Here is a 17,905-nt window from a genome sequence, read left to right as displayed (position 1 = left end):
CCGCTCCCGCCGGTGGCAGGAGCGGCCCGGGTCATGACCCAAGGGGTTCAGCCGTCTGATCGTGGAATCAGTACATGCCGCCCATGTCGTCACCGCCGGCGGCCGGGGCGGCCGGGGGCTCCGGCTTGTCGGCGACGACGGCCTCGGTGGTGAGGAACAGGCCCGCGATGGAGGCGGCGTTCTGCAGGGCGGAGCGGGTCACCTTGACCGGGTCGGCGATGCCGGCGCCCAGGAGGTTGACGTACTCGCCGGTGGCGGCGTTGAGGCCCTCACCGACGGGCAGGTGACGCACACGGTCAACGACGACGCCGCCCTCGTAGCCGGCGTTGACGGCGATCTGCTTGAGCGGGGCCTCGACAGCGACGCGGACGATGGCGGCGCCGGTGGCCTCGTCACCCTCGAGCTCGAGGGAGTCGAGGACCTCAGCAGCCTGGATGAGGGCCACGCCACCACCGGCGACGATACCCTCCTCAACGGCGGCCTTGGCGTTGCGCACGGCGTCCTCGATGCGGTGCTTGCGCTCCTTGAGCTCGACCTCGGTGGCGGCACCGGACTTGAGGACGGCGACGCCACCGGCGAGCTTGGCCAGGCGCTCGGAGAGCTTCTCCTTGTCGTACTCGGAGTCCGAGTTCTCGATCTCAGCGCGGATCTGGGAGACACGGGCCTCGATGGCGTCCTTGTCCCCGGCGCCCTCGACGATGGTGGTCTCGTCCTTGGTGACGACGACCTTGCGGGCCTGGCCCAGGTCCTCGAGGGTGGCGTTCTCGAGCTTGAGGCCGACCGTCTCGGAGATGACGGTGCCGCCGGTGAGGATCGCCATGTCCTGCAGCATGGCCTTGCGCCGGTCGCCGAAGCCCGGAGCCTTGACGGCCACGGACTTGAAGGTACCGCGAATGCGGTTGACGACGAGGGTGGCCAGGGCCTCGGCCTCGACGTCCTCAGCGATGATGGCCAGCGGCTTGCCGGCCTGCATCACCTTCTCCAGCAGGGGCAGCAGGTCCTTGACGTTGGAGATCTTGGACTCGACGAGCAGGACGTAGGCGTCCTCGAGGACGGCCTCCTGACGGTCGGCGTCGGTGACGAAGTAGGGGGAGATGAAGCCCTTGTCGAAGCGCATGCCCTCGGTGACCTCGAGCTCGAGGCCGAAGGTGTTGGACTCCTCGACGGTGATGACGCCGTCGTGGCCGACCTTCTCCAGGGCCTCGGCGATGAAGGAGCCGATCTGCTCGTCGGCGGCGGAGATCGAGGCGGTGGCCGCGATCTCGTCCTGGGTCTCGACCTCCTTGGCGTCGGCGAGCAGGCGCTCGACGACCTTGGCGACGGCCTTGTCGATGCCGCGGCGCACGGCGATGGGGTTGGCGCCGGCGGCCACGTTGCGCAGGCCCTCGCGCACAAGCGCCTGGGCGAGGACGGTAGCGGTGGTGGTGCCGTCACCGGCGACGTCGTCGGTCTTCTTGGCGACCTCCTTGACGAGCTCGGCGCCGATCTTCTCGTAGGGGTCCTCGAGCTCGATCTCCTTGGCGATGGTGACGCCGTCGTTGGTGATCGTGGGGGCGCCCCACTTCTTGTCGAGAACGACGTTGCGGCCCTTGGGGCCGAGGGTGACCTTGACGGTGTCGGCGAGGACGTTGAGGCCTCGCTCCATTCCGCGGCGGGCCTCCTCGTCGAAGGCGATGATCTTGGCCATGTGGTGATTCCTCCACTGGTGTTGGGTGACCGGCCGGCGCCCGCGACGGACGGGTCAGCACTCCGCGTTCCTGTCCCGCGGGGCGCTGGCCCTCACCTGCTGGTCTGGTTGCCTCACCGGGACGGTGTCGTGGCCGGAGCGGGTCCGGCTGTCACTCAACAGCCCCGAGTGCTAACCGCAACTCTGGCACTCTCGCCCCTTGAGTGCAAGGCGCTCAGGTCTGGGTCGGCTGGCGGCGAACTGAGTACGCCGCCGCCCCGGCCGGGTGCCCGCGTGCGCCACAACGGCACGCCGAGGGGCCTGACAGCGACTCCCGGGCCGAGCCTCACTCCAGGAAGTCGTCGCGCAGGACGATGACCAGCGGGTTGGACACCGCCATCGCCGGGTCCTCCACCACCGACGCGATGCCCAGGGCCTCGGCGGCGGCCTGTGCGGTGGCGGCGTGCTCTGGGGCGGAGTAGTAGATGGTCGTGACCGCAGGCTCCGACTCCTGGTACGCGCCCGGGGAGACCGTGACCGAGGTGTAGCCGGCGTTGGAGAGCCGGTCCGCGGTCCGGGCGGCCAGCCCGTTGGTGGCCGTGCCGTTGTGGACCGTGATGCGAGTCGTGAGGTCGGCCGCGGCGGGCTGCTCGGTGGGCGCGCCCGTCTCAGGCTCGGCCGGGGCCTGGGTCTGGGCAGTGGCCGACGGCTCCGGCGTGGCAGTGTCCTGGGTCGCCTCGGCGGGGGCCGTCCCCGTCACGCTGCTGGGCAGCGCGGACCTGGAGCCCAGCACCGCGACCGCTCCCCAGGCGAGCAGCGGGACGATGATGATGATCAGCAGCAGGGGCAGCCAGCTGCGCCACGCCGGTACTGGGGCACGGTGGACTCCGACGGGCACGGTCCCGTCGTCGCCTTTGGCGTCGAACTCGTCCTCGGGGTACGCGTACTGGCTCACCCGGTGAGAATAGCCGTATCAGGGCGGATCCGGCCGTGCGGCGCGGCAGGCGCCCCGGCTACGCTCAGCGCGTGAGCGACGCCAAGCCCCTGTCCGAGCTGGTCGATGCGTCCTGGGCCGCGGCCCTGGCCCCCGTCGAGCCCACGGTCCACGAGATCGGCGCGCGCCTGCGCCAGGAGATCGCTGCCGGGCGCGGTTACCTGCCCGCGGGCACCGACGTCCTGCGGGCCTTCACCTACCCTCTGGAGGAGGTCAAGGTCCTCATCGTCGGGCAGGACCCGTACCCGACGCCGGGCCACCCGATGGGCCTGAGCTTCTCCGTGCAGCCAGGGGTTCAGCCCCCGCGCAGCCTGGTCAATATCTACACCGAGCTGGTCTCGGACCTGGGTGTCGAGCGTCCGACGACGGGTGACCTCACACCGTGGTCGCGCCAGGGGGTCATGCTCCTCAACCGGGTGCTCACAGTGCGCCCCGGGGCCCCGGCCTCCCACCGTGGGTGGGGCTGGGAGACGGTGACGCAGCGCGCCATCGAGGCACTGGTGGAGCGGGGAGGGCCGCTGGTGGCGATCCTGTGGGGGCGTCCGGCGCAGTCGCTGACCCCGCTGCTGGGGATGACGCCCATCATCGCCTCACCCCACCCCTCGCCGCTGAGCGCGTCACGGGGGTTCTTCGGCTCACGCCCGTTCAGCCGGGCCAACGAGATGCTCGTGGCGCAGGGGGCCGCACCCGTGGACTGGCGCCTGCCCTGATCGAGGGCTGACGACGGCGTCGGGCCGCACGCAGGGGGCAGCTGGCCTGCCCGAGACTCGCGTCCTAGTGGGCTGGCTGCTGCCCCCGTCGCCCAGCGTAGACGCCCGCCGTCGCAACCTGTCGGTGCGAGGGTGGGCGTCCTCTGCCAGAGCCGCGTATCGGACTCGAACCGATGACCTGCTGTTTACAAGACAGCTGCTCTACCAACTGAGCTAACGCGGCGACGCGGCACAGCCTACAGGTAGCCGCACGGGGTGCAGGACCCGGGCGCAGCGGGTTCAGCCCGCGGCCCCGCCCGAGCGAATGAGGTCGGTCAGGCCCGTCGCGGTGGAGATCTGAGCCAGGTCCACCTGCTTGCCGGCGACGAGGACGGTGGGGGTGGCCTTGACACCCAGTGTCGTCAGGGTCTGGTCCCCCAGGGCGGTCCAGGCGGCGTAGCGGTTCTCACGGATGGCGGCCTCGATGTGGGCGGACACCTCGGTGGGGACACCGGCCTCGTCGGCGGCGGCGACGATGTTGGCAACCGTCATCATCGACGTGTCCTGCGCGTCGTAGATCCGGGCGAAGAGGGACATGACAGCGGCGTGGAAGGCGAAGGAGGCCTCGGGCTGCTCGTCGAGCACCACACCCATCGCGTTCATCGCCATGTCCGTCCAGCCGCTCTTGAGCAGCTTGCTGGGCCGCAGCACGAGCGTCGCGTCACCGCTCTTGACGAGGGTCTTGACCTCATCGTGGTGGAGGTTCTCGAAGTAGGCGCAGAAGTGGCAGGAGTAGTCGAAGAAGACCTCGATGACGGTGGCGCCCGCCGCGGTGGACCCCGGCGTGAGGGACCCTCCGTAGGTCCAGGAGCCGTCGGACAGGACAGGGCCGGGGACCCCGGCGGTGTCCGCCTTGCGCGCGGCGATGGTGCCACCGCTCAGGTGGGGGCGGTGGCGGGACTGGACGTACATGGTGGTGCCGACCCCGGCGACACCGACGACCGCGGCACCGATGAGAGCGCGTCGGGTCAGGCGCGCACGCCTCTCCTTGCGCTCCTGCTCCTCGCGCATGGCACGGGCCTTGGCGCGGGCGGCCTCACGGCGCTGGGCCTTGGTGCTTGTGTCGTTCGACGCCATGGGTCTCCTTGCTCTCGGCCGTTGGCACTGACCCTAGACATTGTGCCTGTCAGGCTCCTGGGAGCCGTAGGCGCGGACGGTGAGTCATCGCTCACGGGCCGGGCGCCTGAGCCCAGGGCTCAGGGAGCCAGAGGCGCCAGGGTCGTCGGGGGCATGGCACCCAGGGCGAAGAGCCACAGCACACCCAGTGCCGCCGCCAGGAGCGCCATGACGAGGACGAGCCGCACCGCGCCGGAGCGTGTAAGCGCCTCAATGAGGCGGCGCCCGCCCCTGCGCGTGGGCCCGCCCCAGGGAACGAACCAGGCCACAGCGAGGAACACGGCCACGACCGCGGCGCTGAGGACGCCGGCACGGTGGTCGTCGCCCAGCACCTGCGCCAGCGCGCCCGGCTCGGTCACACGCAGCCCGGCGGCTCCCGTGTAGGCGAGGAGGCCTGCCGCGGTCCCCGCCCCGAGGACGGCGGCCGCGCAGGCCGCGACCGAGCGCAGGAGGTACACCGGCAGCAGGGCGACCATGCGGGCCGTGTCCCCGCGGCTCGCGCGGCCTGCCGCCAGGCGCCTGACGCGCCGGGCGTCGTCGGCCCTGCCGACGGTGCCCGCCACGACGGTGAGCGCCACCGCGACGAGGACGCACCAGGCGGGCACCCACACGGCCAGGACGGCCAGCAGGACGGCGACGGCGCTCACCACGAGTCGGTGCGGACGCGGCTCGCGGGCCCACTCAGGCAGGATGAGGTCCCCCTCGGGCCACCGCTCCTGCCCGCTGCGCACGACGGGCAGGCGGACCGGTAGCGGGCCCGCAGGCCCCACCGGCCCCACAGCGTCCGCAGGCCCCGCACCGGCCACCAGCGGGCCCGGCGTGTGGCCATAGGACGTGACCGCCACCCGGCCTGCGAGGGCCGAGGCCAGGGCCGTCTCACCGCTGCCGCCCTCGGCGACCTCGTCGAGCACCGCGAGCAGGTCCTCCACCCCCAGGCGCTCATGCGCCTCGGGGGCCAGGGCGGCGGTGAAGGCGTGGGCGAGGGCGGGGCTGTCGGCCTCCAGGCTCCCGAGCTCGGGGGTCCCGGCGTAGACGCGGCGGAAGACGGTCTGCCACGGGCCCGAGCCGAAGGGGGCGTGGCCGGTGACGGCGAACAGGAGCACTCCGGCACAGGCGTACCAGTCCACGCCGGGGCCGGGGGCACCGCCGTCGAGCACCTCCGGCGGGATGAAGCCGGGGGTCCCGGTCACCTGGCCGGTCCGGGTCAGACGGACGTCGTCGGCGACCTGGGCGATGCCGAAGTCGATGAGGACGGGGCCCTGGGCTCCCAGCATGACGTTGGAGGGCTTGAGGTCGCGGTGGACGACCCCGGCGGCGTGGACAGCCTTGAGGGCCTCGACGAGCCCGTGGGCGAGGTCGGCCAGCTCGCGGGCGTCGTCGGCGAGGTCGTACGGACCCCCGTCGTCCACCTCGCGCTGGAGGGTGGGGCCACCGACGAGCTCGGTCACGACGAAGACGGCACCCGCGCCACCAGGGCCGTCACCGGTCTCGATGTCGAGGACGCGGGCCACTCGCGGGTCGCGCACACGTGCGAGGACAGAGGCCTCACGGCCCAGGCGGGTGCGGGCCGTGGGGTCCGCAGCGACCTGGGGGTGGAGGATCTTCATGGCGACGTGGTTCCCGTCGCCGTCGGAGGCCTCCCACACGACCCCCATGCCCCCGGCCCCGAGCCGGCGGACGAGCCGGTAACCGCCCACCTCGTCCCCGGCACGCAGGCGGTAGGTGGAGGTGGACGCCCGCACGTCCGGGTCCTGCGTCATGGGCGCCACCCTACCGGGCCGCCATACGACGCCAATCCTTGTGATCGGAGTCACCCATGAGTGCAAGAAATCAGACGACCAGGCAGTGGCCCGGCGGGCACCGCGCATGACAGGATGTGACTGCGGCCAGCACCTGGCTGGACGCATGTGTCAGTGCGGACACGCATTCGGCACCTTTCACAACGGATCGTCCGGCACGTACCTGCCGGTGAAGGGACTGCTTCCTATGGCAACGGTGACTTTTGACCACGCCACCCGTGTGTACCCGGGTAACGACCGCCCGTCGGTGGACCAGTTGAACCTGGAGATCGCCGACGGCGAGTTCCTCGTCCTCGTGGGCCCCTCCGGCTGCGGCAAGTCCACCTCCCTGCGCATGCTCGCCGGCCTGGAGGACGTCAACTCCGGCCGCATCCTCATCGGCGACAAGGACGTCACGGACGTCCAGCCGAAGGACCGCGACATCGCCATGGTCTTCCAGAACTACGCCCTCTACCCCCACATGTCCGTCGCGGACAACATGGGCTTCGCGCTCAAGATCGCCGGCACCCCCAAGGCCGAGATCGAGCAGCGGGTGAAGGAGGCCGCCAAGATCCTGGGCCTCACCGAGTACCTCGACCGCAAGCCGAAGGCCCTCTCCGGCGGCCAGCGCCAGCGTGTCGCCATGGGCCGCGCCATCGTGCGCAAGCCGAAGGTCTTCCTCATGGACGAGCCTCTGTCCAACCTGGACGCCAAGCTCCGTGTCCAGACCCGCACCCAGATCGCCTCCCTCCAGCGCTCGCTGGGCGTCACCACGGTCTACGTCACCCACGACCAGACCGAGGCCCTGACGATGGGTGACCGTATCGCGGTCCTCAAGGACGGCCTCCTGCAGCAGGTCGGCACACCCCGCGAGATGTACGACAAGCCCGCCAACGAGTTCGTCGCCGGCTTCATCGGCTCGCCCGCCATGAACCTCGGTCGTTTCACCATCAATGGCGAGGACGCGGTCCTGGGCTCCGCCCGCGTCCGCCTGTCGCGCGCCACCCTCGACGCCATCAAGCCCGAGGACAACGGCAAGATCGTCATCGGCTTCCGCCCCGAGTCGCTCGACGTCGTCACCGCCCAGGACAAGCACTCCATCCCGGTGCGCCTGTCCTTCGTCGAGGAGCTCGGCTCAGACGCCTACATCTACGGCGAGCTCGTCGGCGCGGAGACCGCTGACGAGAAGCTCGGCTCCGGTGAGGACTCCTCGCAGATCATCGTCCGCGTGCCCCCGCGTACCGCCCCGAACCCGGGCGAGACCGTGCACGTGCGCATCCGTCCCGGCCAGGAGCACCTGTTCTCCGCCTCCACCGGCGAGCGCCTGCCCGCCTGAGGCTGAGGCCGGTCCGCCAGCACCTGGGTGAGCCCCGTCCCTCCTCGAGGGACGGGGCTCACCCCGTCCGGGGGCCGGCTCGCCTGCACAGCCCGTCACCTGAGAGAATGCGGCCATGCCCCAGTCCATGCAGATCACCGCAGCGACCATCGACCCCTCGTTGCTCGACCTGCCCTGGGAGACCCCGCTCGAGCAGTGGCCCACTGAGGTCCTGGCAGCGCTGCCCCGGGGCCTGTCGCGGCACATCGTCCGCTTCGTCAACCTCTCCGAGCGCGTCATCGCCGTCAAGGAGATCGGAGAGTCCGTCGCCCACCGCGAGTACGAGCTCCTGCGCGACCTCGTCAGGCTCGGCGCCCCCTGCGTGGTGCCCACCGCCGTCATCACCGGACGCACTGACCTGAGCGGCGAGGCACTCAACTCCGTCCTCGTCACGGAGCACCTGTCCTACTCCCTGCCCTACCGCGCCCTGTTCAGCCAGTACATGCGCCCGGAGACCGCCTCGCGCCTCATCGACGCCCTCGCGGTGCTCCTCGTGCGCCTGCACCTGCTCGGCTTCTTCTGGGGCGACGTGTCGCTGTCCAACACGCTCTTCCGCCGGGACGCCGGCGCCTTCGCCGCCTACCTCGTCGACGCCGAGACCGGCGAGCTCTACCCGGACGGACTGACCGAGGGCAAACGCCTGTACGACATCGACATCGCCCGCACCAACATCATCGGCGAGCTCATGGACCTCCAGGCGGGGGCGCTACTGGAGCCCACGGTGGACACCATCGAGGTGGGCGACCGGATCGTCAGCCGCTACGCCGAGCTGTGGAGCGTGCTCACCGGCGAGGAGACCTTCCCCATGGACGAGCGCTGGCGCATGCGCCGTCGCATTGAGCACCTCAACGAGCTCGGTTTCGACGTCGGCGAGCTGTCCATGAAGACGACGGCCGACGGCGGGTCCGCCACGATCTCCATCCAGCCCAAGGTCGTTGACGCCGGCCACTACCACCGTCAGGTCATGCGCCTGACCGGCCTCGACGTCGAGGAGCGCCAGGGCCAGCGCATGCTCAACGACCTCGAGGCCTACCGCGTCTACCGGGGGCTGCAGGACCAACCCATCGAGCTGGTCGCCCACACGTGGCTGACCGAGGTCTTCGAGCCCACCATCCACGCCGTTCCCGTCGAGCTGCGACGCAAGCTTGAGCCCGCCGAGATCTTCCACGAGATCCTCGAGCACCGCTGGTACATGTCGGAACAGGCACAGCGGGCGGTGACCACCGAGGAGGCCATCGAGGACTACGTCACCAACGTGCTGCCGCAGCACCGGGACGAGCAGGCCTACCTGTCCCTGGGTGACACTCAGGAGATGTCGGCGATCTTCGACGACGAGGCGGCGACCGAGCCCGAGGACGACGCTGAGTTCGCCGCCCGTGACGAGCAGACGGCCGCTGCCTACAGCCTCAACCCCTTCGGCTTCACCGCCGGGATGAGGTTCAAGGACGAGTAGGGGCAGGGCCCCTGGGGCCTGCCCCTGGTCAGGGCCGTCTCAGGGCGCCCCGGCGCCCTCTCAGCGGGCTCAGGCCCCGAGCTCCTCGGCGACCAGGGCCATCTCCTCGTCCGCCCGGTGCCGCAGCTCCTTGTGCCGCACCCAGGAGGCCAGGGACAGCTGCACCACCGCGTTGGACATGAGCATGACGCCAACCGTCACCAGGCCCGCGCAGACGTGCCCCGTGCGCTGACGCCGCCTGAGGCCCTTGCCGACGAGCGTGCCACCCAGGGCCGCCTCGAGCGCCACGAGGCCGCGCACCACCCACGGCCGCTCCGTGACCGTGTAGACGTAAGACTGCCGGAAGGCCGCACCCGGGGTCTGCGGGTCGCTGAGCATGAGCCCCACCGAGCGGCCCACCGCGTTCGACAGGCCCCGCGGCTCGTGAACCACCGCTCCCGGCACCTCGGCCGGGGCCAGACGGCCTGTGAGCACCGAGTCCACCCACTCAGGCAGCCCCAGGGCGCTGGTCATCGCGGACATGCCCGCCGCGCCCCGCATCGACAGCGAGGCCGTGGCCGCCTCCAGGTCCGCACCCGGGACCGCCTCGGCGATGGCCGTCGCGTCCGTGGAGTCCGTCAGCAGCTCCTCCACCAGGTGGCGCAGCGCCGGACCCGGCTCGTCGACCGAGCCCCACACGTAGCGCGAGGTCATGGCCCACGAGTAGACGGCGTCGTCCTCGATGTCGTCGGTGGTGACCGCCCGGACCGTCAGGTCGCCGTCGCCCGCGGTCAGGACGAGGGCCGGCAGCGACTCCTCGTCCCAGCCGAAGGCGCCCAGGCCGGGCCCCTCGCCCGTGTACATGACGATGCGGCGGTCAATGCCGGGCACGGAGGCCACCACCAGCGGCCGCTCGAGCAGCGTCGCCTGAAGCGGCACCGTGTAGGCGCTCAGCGGGGAGACCACCACCGTGCGGGTGGACTCCGACACCCCTGAGGGGACGTCGGGCAGGGTGACGTCGTCGGGCAGGGCGTTGAAGGAGGCTGGGCCGATGGTGACGGCGGCCCCCATCTGGCGCGCCACCTGCTCCGCCAGCTCGGACACGCCCATGCCCGGCACCACTCCGCCACGCGATGGCGGCGTCACGGCCACGCGTCCCTCGGAGTCGGTCAGCAGCGCCAGACCCACGAGGTGGCTGGTCGAGGGGTACCACTCGGTACGGGCGACGACGCCGTGCTCGCTGAGGCAGGCGGCGACCTCGTCCGGGGTGGTCCCGGGGGCGATGAGCACGCCCTCCGTGCGGTTCCAGCGCTGGGAAGCGTCCTGTGCCATCTCTGGCCTCCTGTCAGTCAGGTGCGGCGTTCTGGGGCCATTCTGTCAGCAACTGGCCCGTGGCGGCAGGACCACGGCCCGGTCACTGCCTGCGAGCGGAGCCCGGGTCAGGCCTGAGCCGTGTGCCGACGGCGCATCCGGTCCACCTCGTACAGGGCGATCCCCGTGGCCACAGCGGCGTTGAGCGACTCCACGGTGCGCGAGATCGGGATCGAGGCGATGACGTCGCAGGTCTCGCGCACCAGGCGCGACAGCCCCGACCCCTCCGCACCGGTGACGACGACGAGAGGGCCGTCGGCGAAGGTGAGGTCCTCGACCAGGCTCTCGCTGCCACCGTCGAGCCCGACGACGAAGCAGCCCTCCTTCTTCAGCCTCTCGAGCGCACGCACGAGGTTGGTCTCGCGTGCCACCGGCACACGGGCGGCCGCCCCGGCGGAGACCTTCCAGACGGTGGCGTTGACGCCGACGGAGCGGCGCTCGGGGATGATGACCCCGTCGGCACCGAAGGCACCGGCGGAGCGCAGGACCGCCCCGAGGTTGTGGGGGTCGGTCACCTGGTCGAGCGCGATGAGCAGGGGCGTGTGGCCGACCTGGCGAGAGCGCTCGAGCAGGTCGAGGGCGGTGACGTACTCGTGGGCGGGCACCTCGATGGCCACGCCCTGGTGCACGGCGCCCTCTGTGAGGGCCTCGAGGTCGAGCTTGGTCGTCTCCAGGACGGGGGCGCCCACCAGGGTCGCCCGGCGGATGACGGCCCCCAGGCGGTCGTCGGACTCGGCGGACACCGCCATGAAGACCCGGCTGATCGGGGCTCCGGAGCGGGCGGCCTCGGCGACGGCGTTGCGCCCGCACACGATCTCGTAGCCAGCGGGCACCTCGAAGCGGCGGCGGATCCTCTCCAGCTGCTTGGCCCGTGTGGGCTGGGCGGCACGGGCCTCTGCGCGGGCCTTCGCCCTGGCCTTGGGGTGGCCGACGCGGTTCTCCGCCTTCGGGGTGGGTCCCTTGCCCTCGAGCCCCTGGCGCCGGTTGCCGCCCGAGCCCTTGGTCGGCCCCTTCTTGCTTCCGGGGCGGCGCCTGGCGCCGGGGTACTGCTCGTTTCCAGCCATTGTCTTCGGTCCTTTCTGGGCCGGTGCTCGTGTCGTGGGCCAAGGGCCCGCGTGGTGCTGTGTGTGCAGGCGTCTGCGGCCGCCGGTCAGGCCAGGTGCCAGCGCGCCCCGGAGGGAGAGTCCTCAACGACGACGCCGGCCTGCGTGAGCCGGTCACGCAGGGCGTCGGCCCGGGCCCAGTCCTTGGCGGCCCTGGCCTGGGCGCGCTCCTCCAGGACCGCGGTGACAAGGTGGTCCAGCGCCTCCATCGCGCAGTCCTGCCCGCCCCGGGCCCCCGTCCCCAGGACGCGCTCACGCCACGGGGCGGACAGCGGGTCCAGTCCCAGGACGTCGAGCTGGGCCCTGAGGTCCAGGGCGGCGGCGGCCACGAGCCCGGGCTGCGCGTCGCGCAGGGCCGCGTTGAGGGACTTGAGGGTGGCGTGGACCACCGCCATGGCGCCGGCAAGGTTGAGGTCCTCGTCCATGGCGGCGCTGAAGTCCTCGGCCAGGGGCCGGGCGCGCAGCTGCTCGGCGGGGACATCGACGGGGTTGGCACTCGCACCGTCGCAGAGCTCGTAGGCCCGCAGCACCGCTCCACTCAGGCGCTCCCACAGGGCTGCGGCCTCGGCCAGGCCCTCCTCGGAGAACTCGACGGTGGAGCGGTGGTGGACGGTTCCCAGGGCCAGGCGCAGGACGGCAGGGTCGTAGTGCGTGAGCAGCTCGGGCACCACGAGGGAGTTGCCCAGCGACTTGCTCATCTTCTCGCCCTTGACCGTCACCCAGGCGTTGTGGACCCAGTGGCGGGCGAAGCCCCACCCGGCGCCGTGGGACTGGGCCTGCTCGTTCTCGTGGTGCGGGAAGCGCAGGTCGATGCCGCCGCCGTGGACGTCGAACTCCTCGCCCAGGAAGCGCCGGCTCATGGCGGAGCACTCCAGGTGCCAGCCGGGCCGGCCCCGCCCCCAGGGGGCGTCCCAGGCGGCGTCGGCAGGCTCGGAGGGCTTGGCGCTCTTCCACAGGGCGAAGTCGCGCGGGTCGCGCTTGTCCGCCTCGACCTGCGCGTCGATCTGGGACTCGTCCTCGGTGGTGGCCAGGTCCTCCAGACGCTGGTTGGTCAGCGACCCGTAGTCGGGCAGGGATCGGACGTCGAAGTAGACGTTGCCACCCTCACCGACATAGGCGTGGCCGACGTCGAGCAGGCGCTGGACGAGCGCGACCTGCTCGGGGATGGTCCCCGTGGCGCGCGGCTCGTAGGTGGGGGCGGCGACGCCGAGGGCACGGTAGGCGGCGTCGAACTCGCGCTCGAAGCGCTGGGCCCAGGCCCACCACTCGACCGGGGGGTCGGCGGCGGCGGACTTGGCGAGGATCTTGTCGTCGATGTCGGTGACGTTGCGGACCATGAGGACGCGCTGGCCCTGGCGCTCGAGCCAGCGGCGCATGACGTCGAAGGCGATGCCGGAGCGCATATGCCCGATGTGGGGGGAGCCCTGGACGGTGGCGCCGCACAGGTAGATCGCGACCTGTCCGGGGGTGACGGTGGGTGCCAGGGGGACGACGGCGCGGGCAGCCGAGTCGTACAGGCGCAGGGTGGGCGCAGGGGCGGTGTCAGTCACCGGCCCAGCCTAGTCGCTGGACGTGCCCTGACTTCCCATGATTTTCCCAGGTTGCCTCGGGGGCAATGCCCAGGTCCGTCCGGTTACCTGTGTCTCACCGCAGGACGGGAGGAGCCGTGAGGGTTGGGGAACCCGATGACCGGTTCTCACCGAGGTCCAGCAGGGTCCTAGGGAGCCCGGCTGAGCCGTTCCTGTGACGGAGGGATGCTCCCCCGGGCTGGGAACCCGGCCGGTGAGCCCCTCGACGACGAAGGCCCTCGGGCCCGGGACACCGGGTCCGAGGGCTTCGTCGTGCCGCAGCGCCTGACGTGGCCCACGGTTGGCTGGGCCCCTGGTCCCACCCGCGGCCCCGGCCGCCTGCCCAGGCCCGCATCGCCCACAATGGGCCCGTGACCGCCGCCTTCTGTCCACAGCACATGAGCGGGGCCTGCCGCTCCTGCCCCCACCAGGACCTGCCGGTGGCCGAGCAGCTGGCCGCCAAGCAGGCGCGCGTCGCCTCACTCGTTGACGCCGTGCCCTCACACGCCTGGCTGCCCCCGCTGCCCAGCGCCCCCACGCGCTTTCGTAACAAGGCGAAGATGGTGGTCTCCGGCACGAGCGCGCACCCGGTCCTCGGCATCCTCGGCGCCGACGGCGTGGGCACCGACCTGCGCGGCTGCCCGCTGCATGTGGAGGAGATCGAGCGGGCCCTGCCGGTCCTTGCCCAGACGGTGACGCGCCTCGGGCTGGAGCCCTACGACGTCGTCGGGCGTCGCGGCGAGCTCAAGCACCTGCTCGTCACCGCCTCCCCCGACGGCGACCTCATGGTGCGCTGGGTGCTGCGCTCGCACCGTCACCTGCCCCGGCTGCGCGCGGACCTGCCCCGGCTGCGGCGCGAGCTGGAGACGCTGGCCGTCATGAGCGCCAACATCCAGCCGGTGCACCAGGCCGTCATCGAGGGCGAGGAGGAGGTCCTGCTCACCCAGGAGCCGGGCGCGGACCGCGTGCTCATGCGCCTGCGCCTGCCGCGTGAGGGCGGCCCCGGCCGGGAGCTGACGCTGCTGCTGCCCACCCGCTCCTTCTTCCAGACGAACACGACGGTGGCCGAGCACCTGTACGCCACCGCCTCGGCCTGGGCCGAGGACGTCGTCCCCGCCCGGACCGGGCAGCCGGTGCGCGTGTGGGACCTGTTCTGCGGGGTCGGTGGCTTCGCCCTCGCCCTGGCCGGCCCCGGCCGACGGGTCCACGGCGTCGAGGTCTCCGCCCCGGCCATCGAGGGGGCCAGGGCCGCGGCCGCGCTCATGGGGCTGAGCGCGCATGAGGTGTCCTTCGAGGCGGGCGACGCGCGGGTCCTCGACCCGGCCGGGGCCCAGGCCCTGGGTGGCGTGCCGGACCTGCTCGTGGTCAACCCTCCCCGGCGGGGCATCGGCGCGGACCTGGCGGGACGAGTCGCGGCCTCCGGGGTGCGGCGGGTGCTCTACTCCTCCTGCCACCCCGCGAGCCTGGCCAGGGACCTGGGGCTCATGAGGCCGCTACGGGTGCGCCGGGCGCAGGTCTTCGACATGTTCCCTCACACCGACCACGCCGAGGTGCTGGTCGACCTCGTGCGCGACTGAGGCCGGCCCTGCTCAGCGGCGCAGGGAGGCGAGGGCCCCGCGCACCCCGACGAGGGTCTTGGCGATGGCCTCGGACTCGTCGGGGACCTCGAGGTCGCGCACGGCGGCGGCCGCCTCCGCCAGGGCGCGGGCCTCGGGGAAACCGCCCTCGGCGAGCGCACGGGCACGTGCCGACGGCGTCATCCCGGCCACGGCGGTCAGCGCCGCGGCGGGCGCCACGGGACCGCCCGCGAAGCCGACCGCACCGGCCTCCGCGGCAGCCACGAGCCTGAGGTCCTCAGGGGCGTCCTCGCCCTGGGCGGTGTCCCCCTGGTGGGCACCGTCGCCGAGGGCAGTGGTCCCGGCGGCGGCCGCCAGGGCGAGCGGGGCCTCGTCGGGGCCCAGGGCCTCCACCAGCGCGGACAGCGGCGCCTCGGTGGCTGTCAGGGCCTCGGCGACGAGCTCGAGGTCGCCGGCGACGAGCTGCGCGCGCGCCCGGAACAGGGCCAGGCGCTGCGACAGGGACACCGCCCCACCGCTGAGGGCTGAGACGAGCTCGCGCAGGGAACCGACGGCGTCGTTGTCCTCCAGGGCGTCGTCGCCCCCGAGGACCTGGTTCGCGAAGAAGCCCGCCGAGAGGTTGTGCAGGCGCAGCAGGGCGATGGCGAAGCGCACGGAGTCCGTGTCCGCCCGCAGCTCCTCGACCTGGCCCGCCAGCGGGTGCAGCTCCTCAGCCGCCTCGAGGATGAGGCTGTCCACCTCCTCGTAGCGAGTCCTCAGGGCGTTGCCGGTGGCCTCGCGCAGGGCCTCGCGCAGACCGCTCAGGCGCGCGGACAGGGTGGCGATGTCAGCCGCGCGGCGCCCCAGCAGGTCCACCAGGCGGGCGCACTCGTCCAGCAGGGCGACGAGCCCTGCGCTCGAGACCTCGATGCTGTTCATACCGGCCAGGATCGCGGCGACCGGCCCCTCGGCCTCGGGGTGCTCGGGGATGTCAACGCCGGAGGCGACGAGGGCGGAGACCTCCGCGGCCAGGGTCTGGCGGGTGAAGTCCACGGTGTCGCGGTAGCCCATGGCCCGCAGCTCGGCCGTCAGCGCGGCGTGCCCGGCGGCGGCGACCTCGCGAGCTGTTGACCCGGCCTCGGCGGAGGCGGCCTCGACGGCGCGCACGCGCGCGTAGACCTCCTCGACCTGGTCGCGCAGCCCTGTGAGCATCGGCAGGGTGCGCACGGACAGGTAGCCGTCGCCGGAGGGGACGATGGTGCCGAAGACCCGGTAGCAGCTGCCGTCAGAGGCCTTGTTCGTGATGTAGGCGGAGGCGGCCACACCCTGCTCGAGGCTGTCCCAGATCGAGCGGAAGACGCCCGCAGGCATGACCTCGTGGCGCACGACGTTGTGCGGCCGGCCGACGAGGGCGCCGCGGGGGTAGCCGGACAGCCGCATGAAGGTGGAGTTGGCGCGGCGGATGCGGCCCTTGGCGTCCGTGGTGGAGAAGAAGATCTCGTCGGCGAGGTAGGTGCGCTCGCTCAGGGGAGCGGGGGTCTCGGGGGTGCGGCCTGTGGCGGCGTCGGCCATGAGGACCTTCCTTGGCGGAGTGGGACGTTGGACCTGGCCTGAGATTACCCGCCCCCGCCTCCCGCCGCAGGGCGCTGCCGGGGGCCGAAGGCCGCCAGCCCGGCGCCCGCCGGCACCACCCCTTGACCGGCCGCTGACAGCGGCCCAGGCTCGTGCCATGAGTGCCCGTCCCACCTGCCGCCTCGTGCGCCGACGTGTCCTGCTGGCCGTGCCGCCGGTGCTGGCCGCGCTGGCCGCCTGCGGCCCAGCGCCCTGCGAGCAGGACGCTGGACCCGCCGGAGACGACCCGGCCACCGTCCTGCCCTCCGAGGCCCGCCCCCGTGTCCTGTCCCTGGCGGAGGCCCCCTACGTGGGGGCCTCCGTCACCGCCTGCGACCGGCTCGGAGCCACCATGCTGTCCCATGTCCTGGCTGAGGACCCGGGCTCCAACGCCGTCGTCTGCCCCGCCGGAGCCGGGCTCACACTCGCCATGCTGTACGCCGGGGCCACCGACCTGCCCGAGGCCGTCAACCGTCTGCTTGGCTTCGAGACTCACGCCGTCTACCCCAGCGGGCTGCCCGCGGAGCGCGACACCGCGTGGTCCGCCCTCCAGCAGAGCATGCAGCGTCTCGACGATGCCCGTGCGCTGGAGGACTTCGACCCCGAGGACCCGCCGGCCCAGCCCCTGGTCCACGTCGCCAACCGCGCCCTGCTCGTCAGGCCTGAGGACCCCGAGGCGCCCGGCAGGGTGCGCCAGGAGTACCTTGACGCCGCACGCTCCTGGTACGGAGCCGAGGTCATGCAGACCGACCTCGCCCATGCCCAGGCCTCGCTCGACGCCTGGGCCTGCTGGCACACCGCGGGCCTCGTGCCCACCAGCGCCATGAGCGTCAACGAGGACACGCGCCTCGTCCTGCAGAACGCTGTGCTCCTGGCCGCCCGCTGGCAGCGTCCCTTCGATGCGGGCTCCACCGAGGACAGGGGCGTGTTCCACCGCGCCGACGCCCGCACGTCCCAGGTCCCCCTCATGCGGCAGACGGGGCGGTACACGCTCGTGTCCGGCGAGGGCTGGCGCGCCCTGCGCATGGCCTGCCTGAGCACCGATGACGGCCTGGTCGTGGACCTCGTCCTGCCCGACGAGGTCGTGGACCTGGCGCAGCTGCCCGAGGAGACCTGGGCCGAGGCCAGCGCCCGGCTCGAGTCCAGCGCGGGCAGCGCGAGCGAGGTGTGGCTGACGCTGCCGCGCCTGGACCTGTCCTCGGGTGCCCTCGACGTGCTGGAGGCGCTCAGGCGCAGCGGCGTCGTGATCGGCAGCGTGCCGCACGTCGGAGACATGCTCGAGGTGAGCCAGGTCGCCCAGCAGGTGCGGCTGAAGGTGGATGAGGCCGGAACCGTCGGGGCGGCGCTGACAGAAGTCCTGGTGGAGGTCGGCTCGGCGCCGGGGATGCAGGAGGAGCCGGTCAGCTTCGCCTGCGACCGCCCCTTCGTCCTGCGGGTGGTGGACCGGGCCAGCGGCGTGTGCGTCATCGAGGCGGCTGTCACGGACCCCGCGGCCGGCTGAGGCGGCCGGCTGGCCGGCCCGAACCCGGGTCGGTCCCGCGCCGGCCGGCTGTGGTCAACGGCACCGTCTGCACGCGATGGCGGGG

General features: G+C 72.4%; 13 protein-coding genes and 1 tRNA gene. 5 read left to right on the top strand and 9 right to left on the bottom strand.

Going from position 1 to position 17,905, the window contains the following annotated elements:
- Positions 1-67: 67 nt before the first annotated feature.
- Both groL and ACSJJR_RS08340 read right to left on the bottom strand, forming a co-directional pair.
- Complete coding sequence (groL, locus tag ACSJJR_RS08345) at positions 68-1,687, bottom strand: chaperonin GroEL (RefSeq protein WP_435943035.1); 1,620 nt, start codon at positions 1,685-1,687, stop codon at positions 68-70.
- Positions 1,688-2,012: 325 nt separating this feature from the next.
- Complete coding sequence (locus ACSJJR_RS08340) at positions 2,013-2,621, bottom strand: LytR C-terminal domain-containing protein (protein WP_435943034.1); 609 nt, start codon at positions 2,619-2,621, stop codon at positions 2,013-2,015.
- Between the two features lie 71 nt (positions 2,622-2,692).
- On the opposite strand from ACSJJR_RS08340, the gene ACSJJR_RS08335 reads away from it, so the two are divergent.
- Complete coding sequence (locus ACSJJR_RS08335; RefSeq protein ID WP_435943033.1) at positions 2,693-3,370, top strand: uracil-DNA glycosylase; 678 nt, start codon at positions 2,693-2,695, stop codon at positions 3,368-3,370.
- A 150-nt stretch (positions 3,371-3,520) separates the two neighbouring features.
- On the opposite strand, the gene ACSJJR_RS08330 is transcribed toward ACSJJR_RS08335, so the two are convergent.
- From ACSJJR_RS08330 to ACSJJR_RS08320, 3 genes are all read right to left on the bottom strand, one after another.
- Positions 3,521-3,593 (bottom strand) — tRNA-Thr (locus ACSJJR_RS08330).
- A 56-nt stretch (positions 3,594-3,649) separates the two neighbouring features.
- Positions 3,650-4,486 (bottom strand): DsbA family protein, encoded by an 837-nt coding sequence (locus ACSJJR_RS08325; protein WP_435943032.1) that lies wholly within the window; start codon positions 4,484-4,486, stop codon positions 3,650-3,652.
- Between the two features lie 119 nt (positions 4,487-4,605).
- Positions 4,606-6,285 (bottom strand): serine/threonine-protein kinase, encoded by a 1,680-nt coding sequence (locus ACSJJR_RS08320; protein WP_435943031.1) that lies wholly within the window; start codon positions 6,283-6,285, stop codon positions 4,606-4,608.
- Positions 6,286-6,511: 226 nt separating this feature from the next.
- On the opposite strand from ACSJJR_RS08320, the gene ACSJJR_RS08315 reads away from it, so the two are divergent.
- On the top strand, positions 6,512-7,639 hold the full coding sequence (locus tag ACSJJR_RS08315; protein ID WP_435943030.1) for an ABC transporter ATP-binding protein: 1,128 nt from the start codon (positions 6,512-6,514) through the stop codon (positions 7,637-7,639).
- A gap of 115 nt (positions 7,640-7,754) precedes the next feature.
- Positions 7,755-9,131, top strand: coding sequence for a DUF4032 domain-containing protein (locus tag ACSJJR_RS08310; protein ID WP_435943029.1), 1,377 nt, complete (start codon positions 7,755-7,757; stop codon positions 9,129-9,131).
- Between the two features lie 69 nt (positions 9,132-9,200).
- Here ACSJJR_RS08310 and ACSJJR_RS08305 read toward each other — a convergent pair whose 3' ends face one another.
- The 3 genes from ACSJJR_RS08305 to cysS form a co-directional block, all read right to left on the bottom strand.
- Positions 9,201-10,442 (bottom strand): hypothetical protein, encoded by a 1,242-nt coding sequence (locus ACSJJR_RS08305; protein ID WP_435943028.1) that lies wholly within the window; start codon positions 10,440-10,442, stop codon positions 9,201-9,203.
- Between the two features lie 107 nt (positions 10,443-10,549).
- Positions 10,550-11,545, bottom strand: coding sequence for a 23S rRNA (guanosine(2251)-2'-O)-methyltransferase RlmB (gene rlmB / locus ACSJJR_RS08300; protein WP_435943027.1), 996 nt, complete (start codon positions 11,543-11,545; stop codon positions 10,550-10,552).
- An 86-nt stretch (positions 11,546-11,631) separates the two neighbouring features.
- Positions 11,632-13,134 (bottom strand): cysteine--tRNA ligase, encoded by a 1,503-nt coding sequence (gene cysS / locus ACSJJR_RS08295; protein WP_435943026.1) that lies wholly within the window; start codon positions 13,132-13,134, stop codon positions 11,632-11,634.
- Between the two features lie 416 nt (positions 13,135-13,550).
- On the opposite strand from cysS, the gene ACSJJR_RS08290 reads away from it, so the two are divergent.
- The gene (locus tag ACSJJR_RS08290; RefSeq protein ID WP_435943040.1) at positions 13,551-14,729 is read left to right on the top strand and encodes a methyltransferase domain-containing protein; all 1,179 of its coding nucleotides are present in this window, start codon (positions 13,551-13,553) and stop codon (positions 14,727-14,729) included.
- A gap of 12 nt (positions 14,730-14,741) precedes the next feature.
- On the opposite strand, the gene ACSJJR_RS08285 is transcribed toward ACSJJR_RS08290, so the two are convergent.
- Positions 14,742-16,280 (bottom strand): chemotaxis protein, encoded by a 1,539-nt coding sequence (locus tag ACSJJR_RS08285; protein ID WP_435943025.1) that lies wholly within the window; start codon positions 16,278-16,280, stop codon positions 14,742-14,744.
- Between the two features lie 157 nt (positions 16,281-16,437).
- Between ACSJJR_RS08285 and ACSJJR_RS08280 the strand changes: the two genes are divergently transcribed.
- On the top strand, positions 16,438-17,820 hold the full coding sequence (locus tag ACSJJR_RS08280) for a serpin family protein (RefSeq protein WP_435943024.1): 1,383 nt from the start codon (positions 16,438-16,440) through the stop codon (positions 17,818-17,820).
- The last annotated feature ends 85 nt before the right edge of the window (positions 17,821-17,905 follow it).

It is taken from the genome of Actinomyces sp. W5033 (assembly GCF_051303165.1).
Note: the sequence above shows the minus strand (reverse complement) of the source record. Positions and strands in the feature narration are given on the sequence as shown.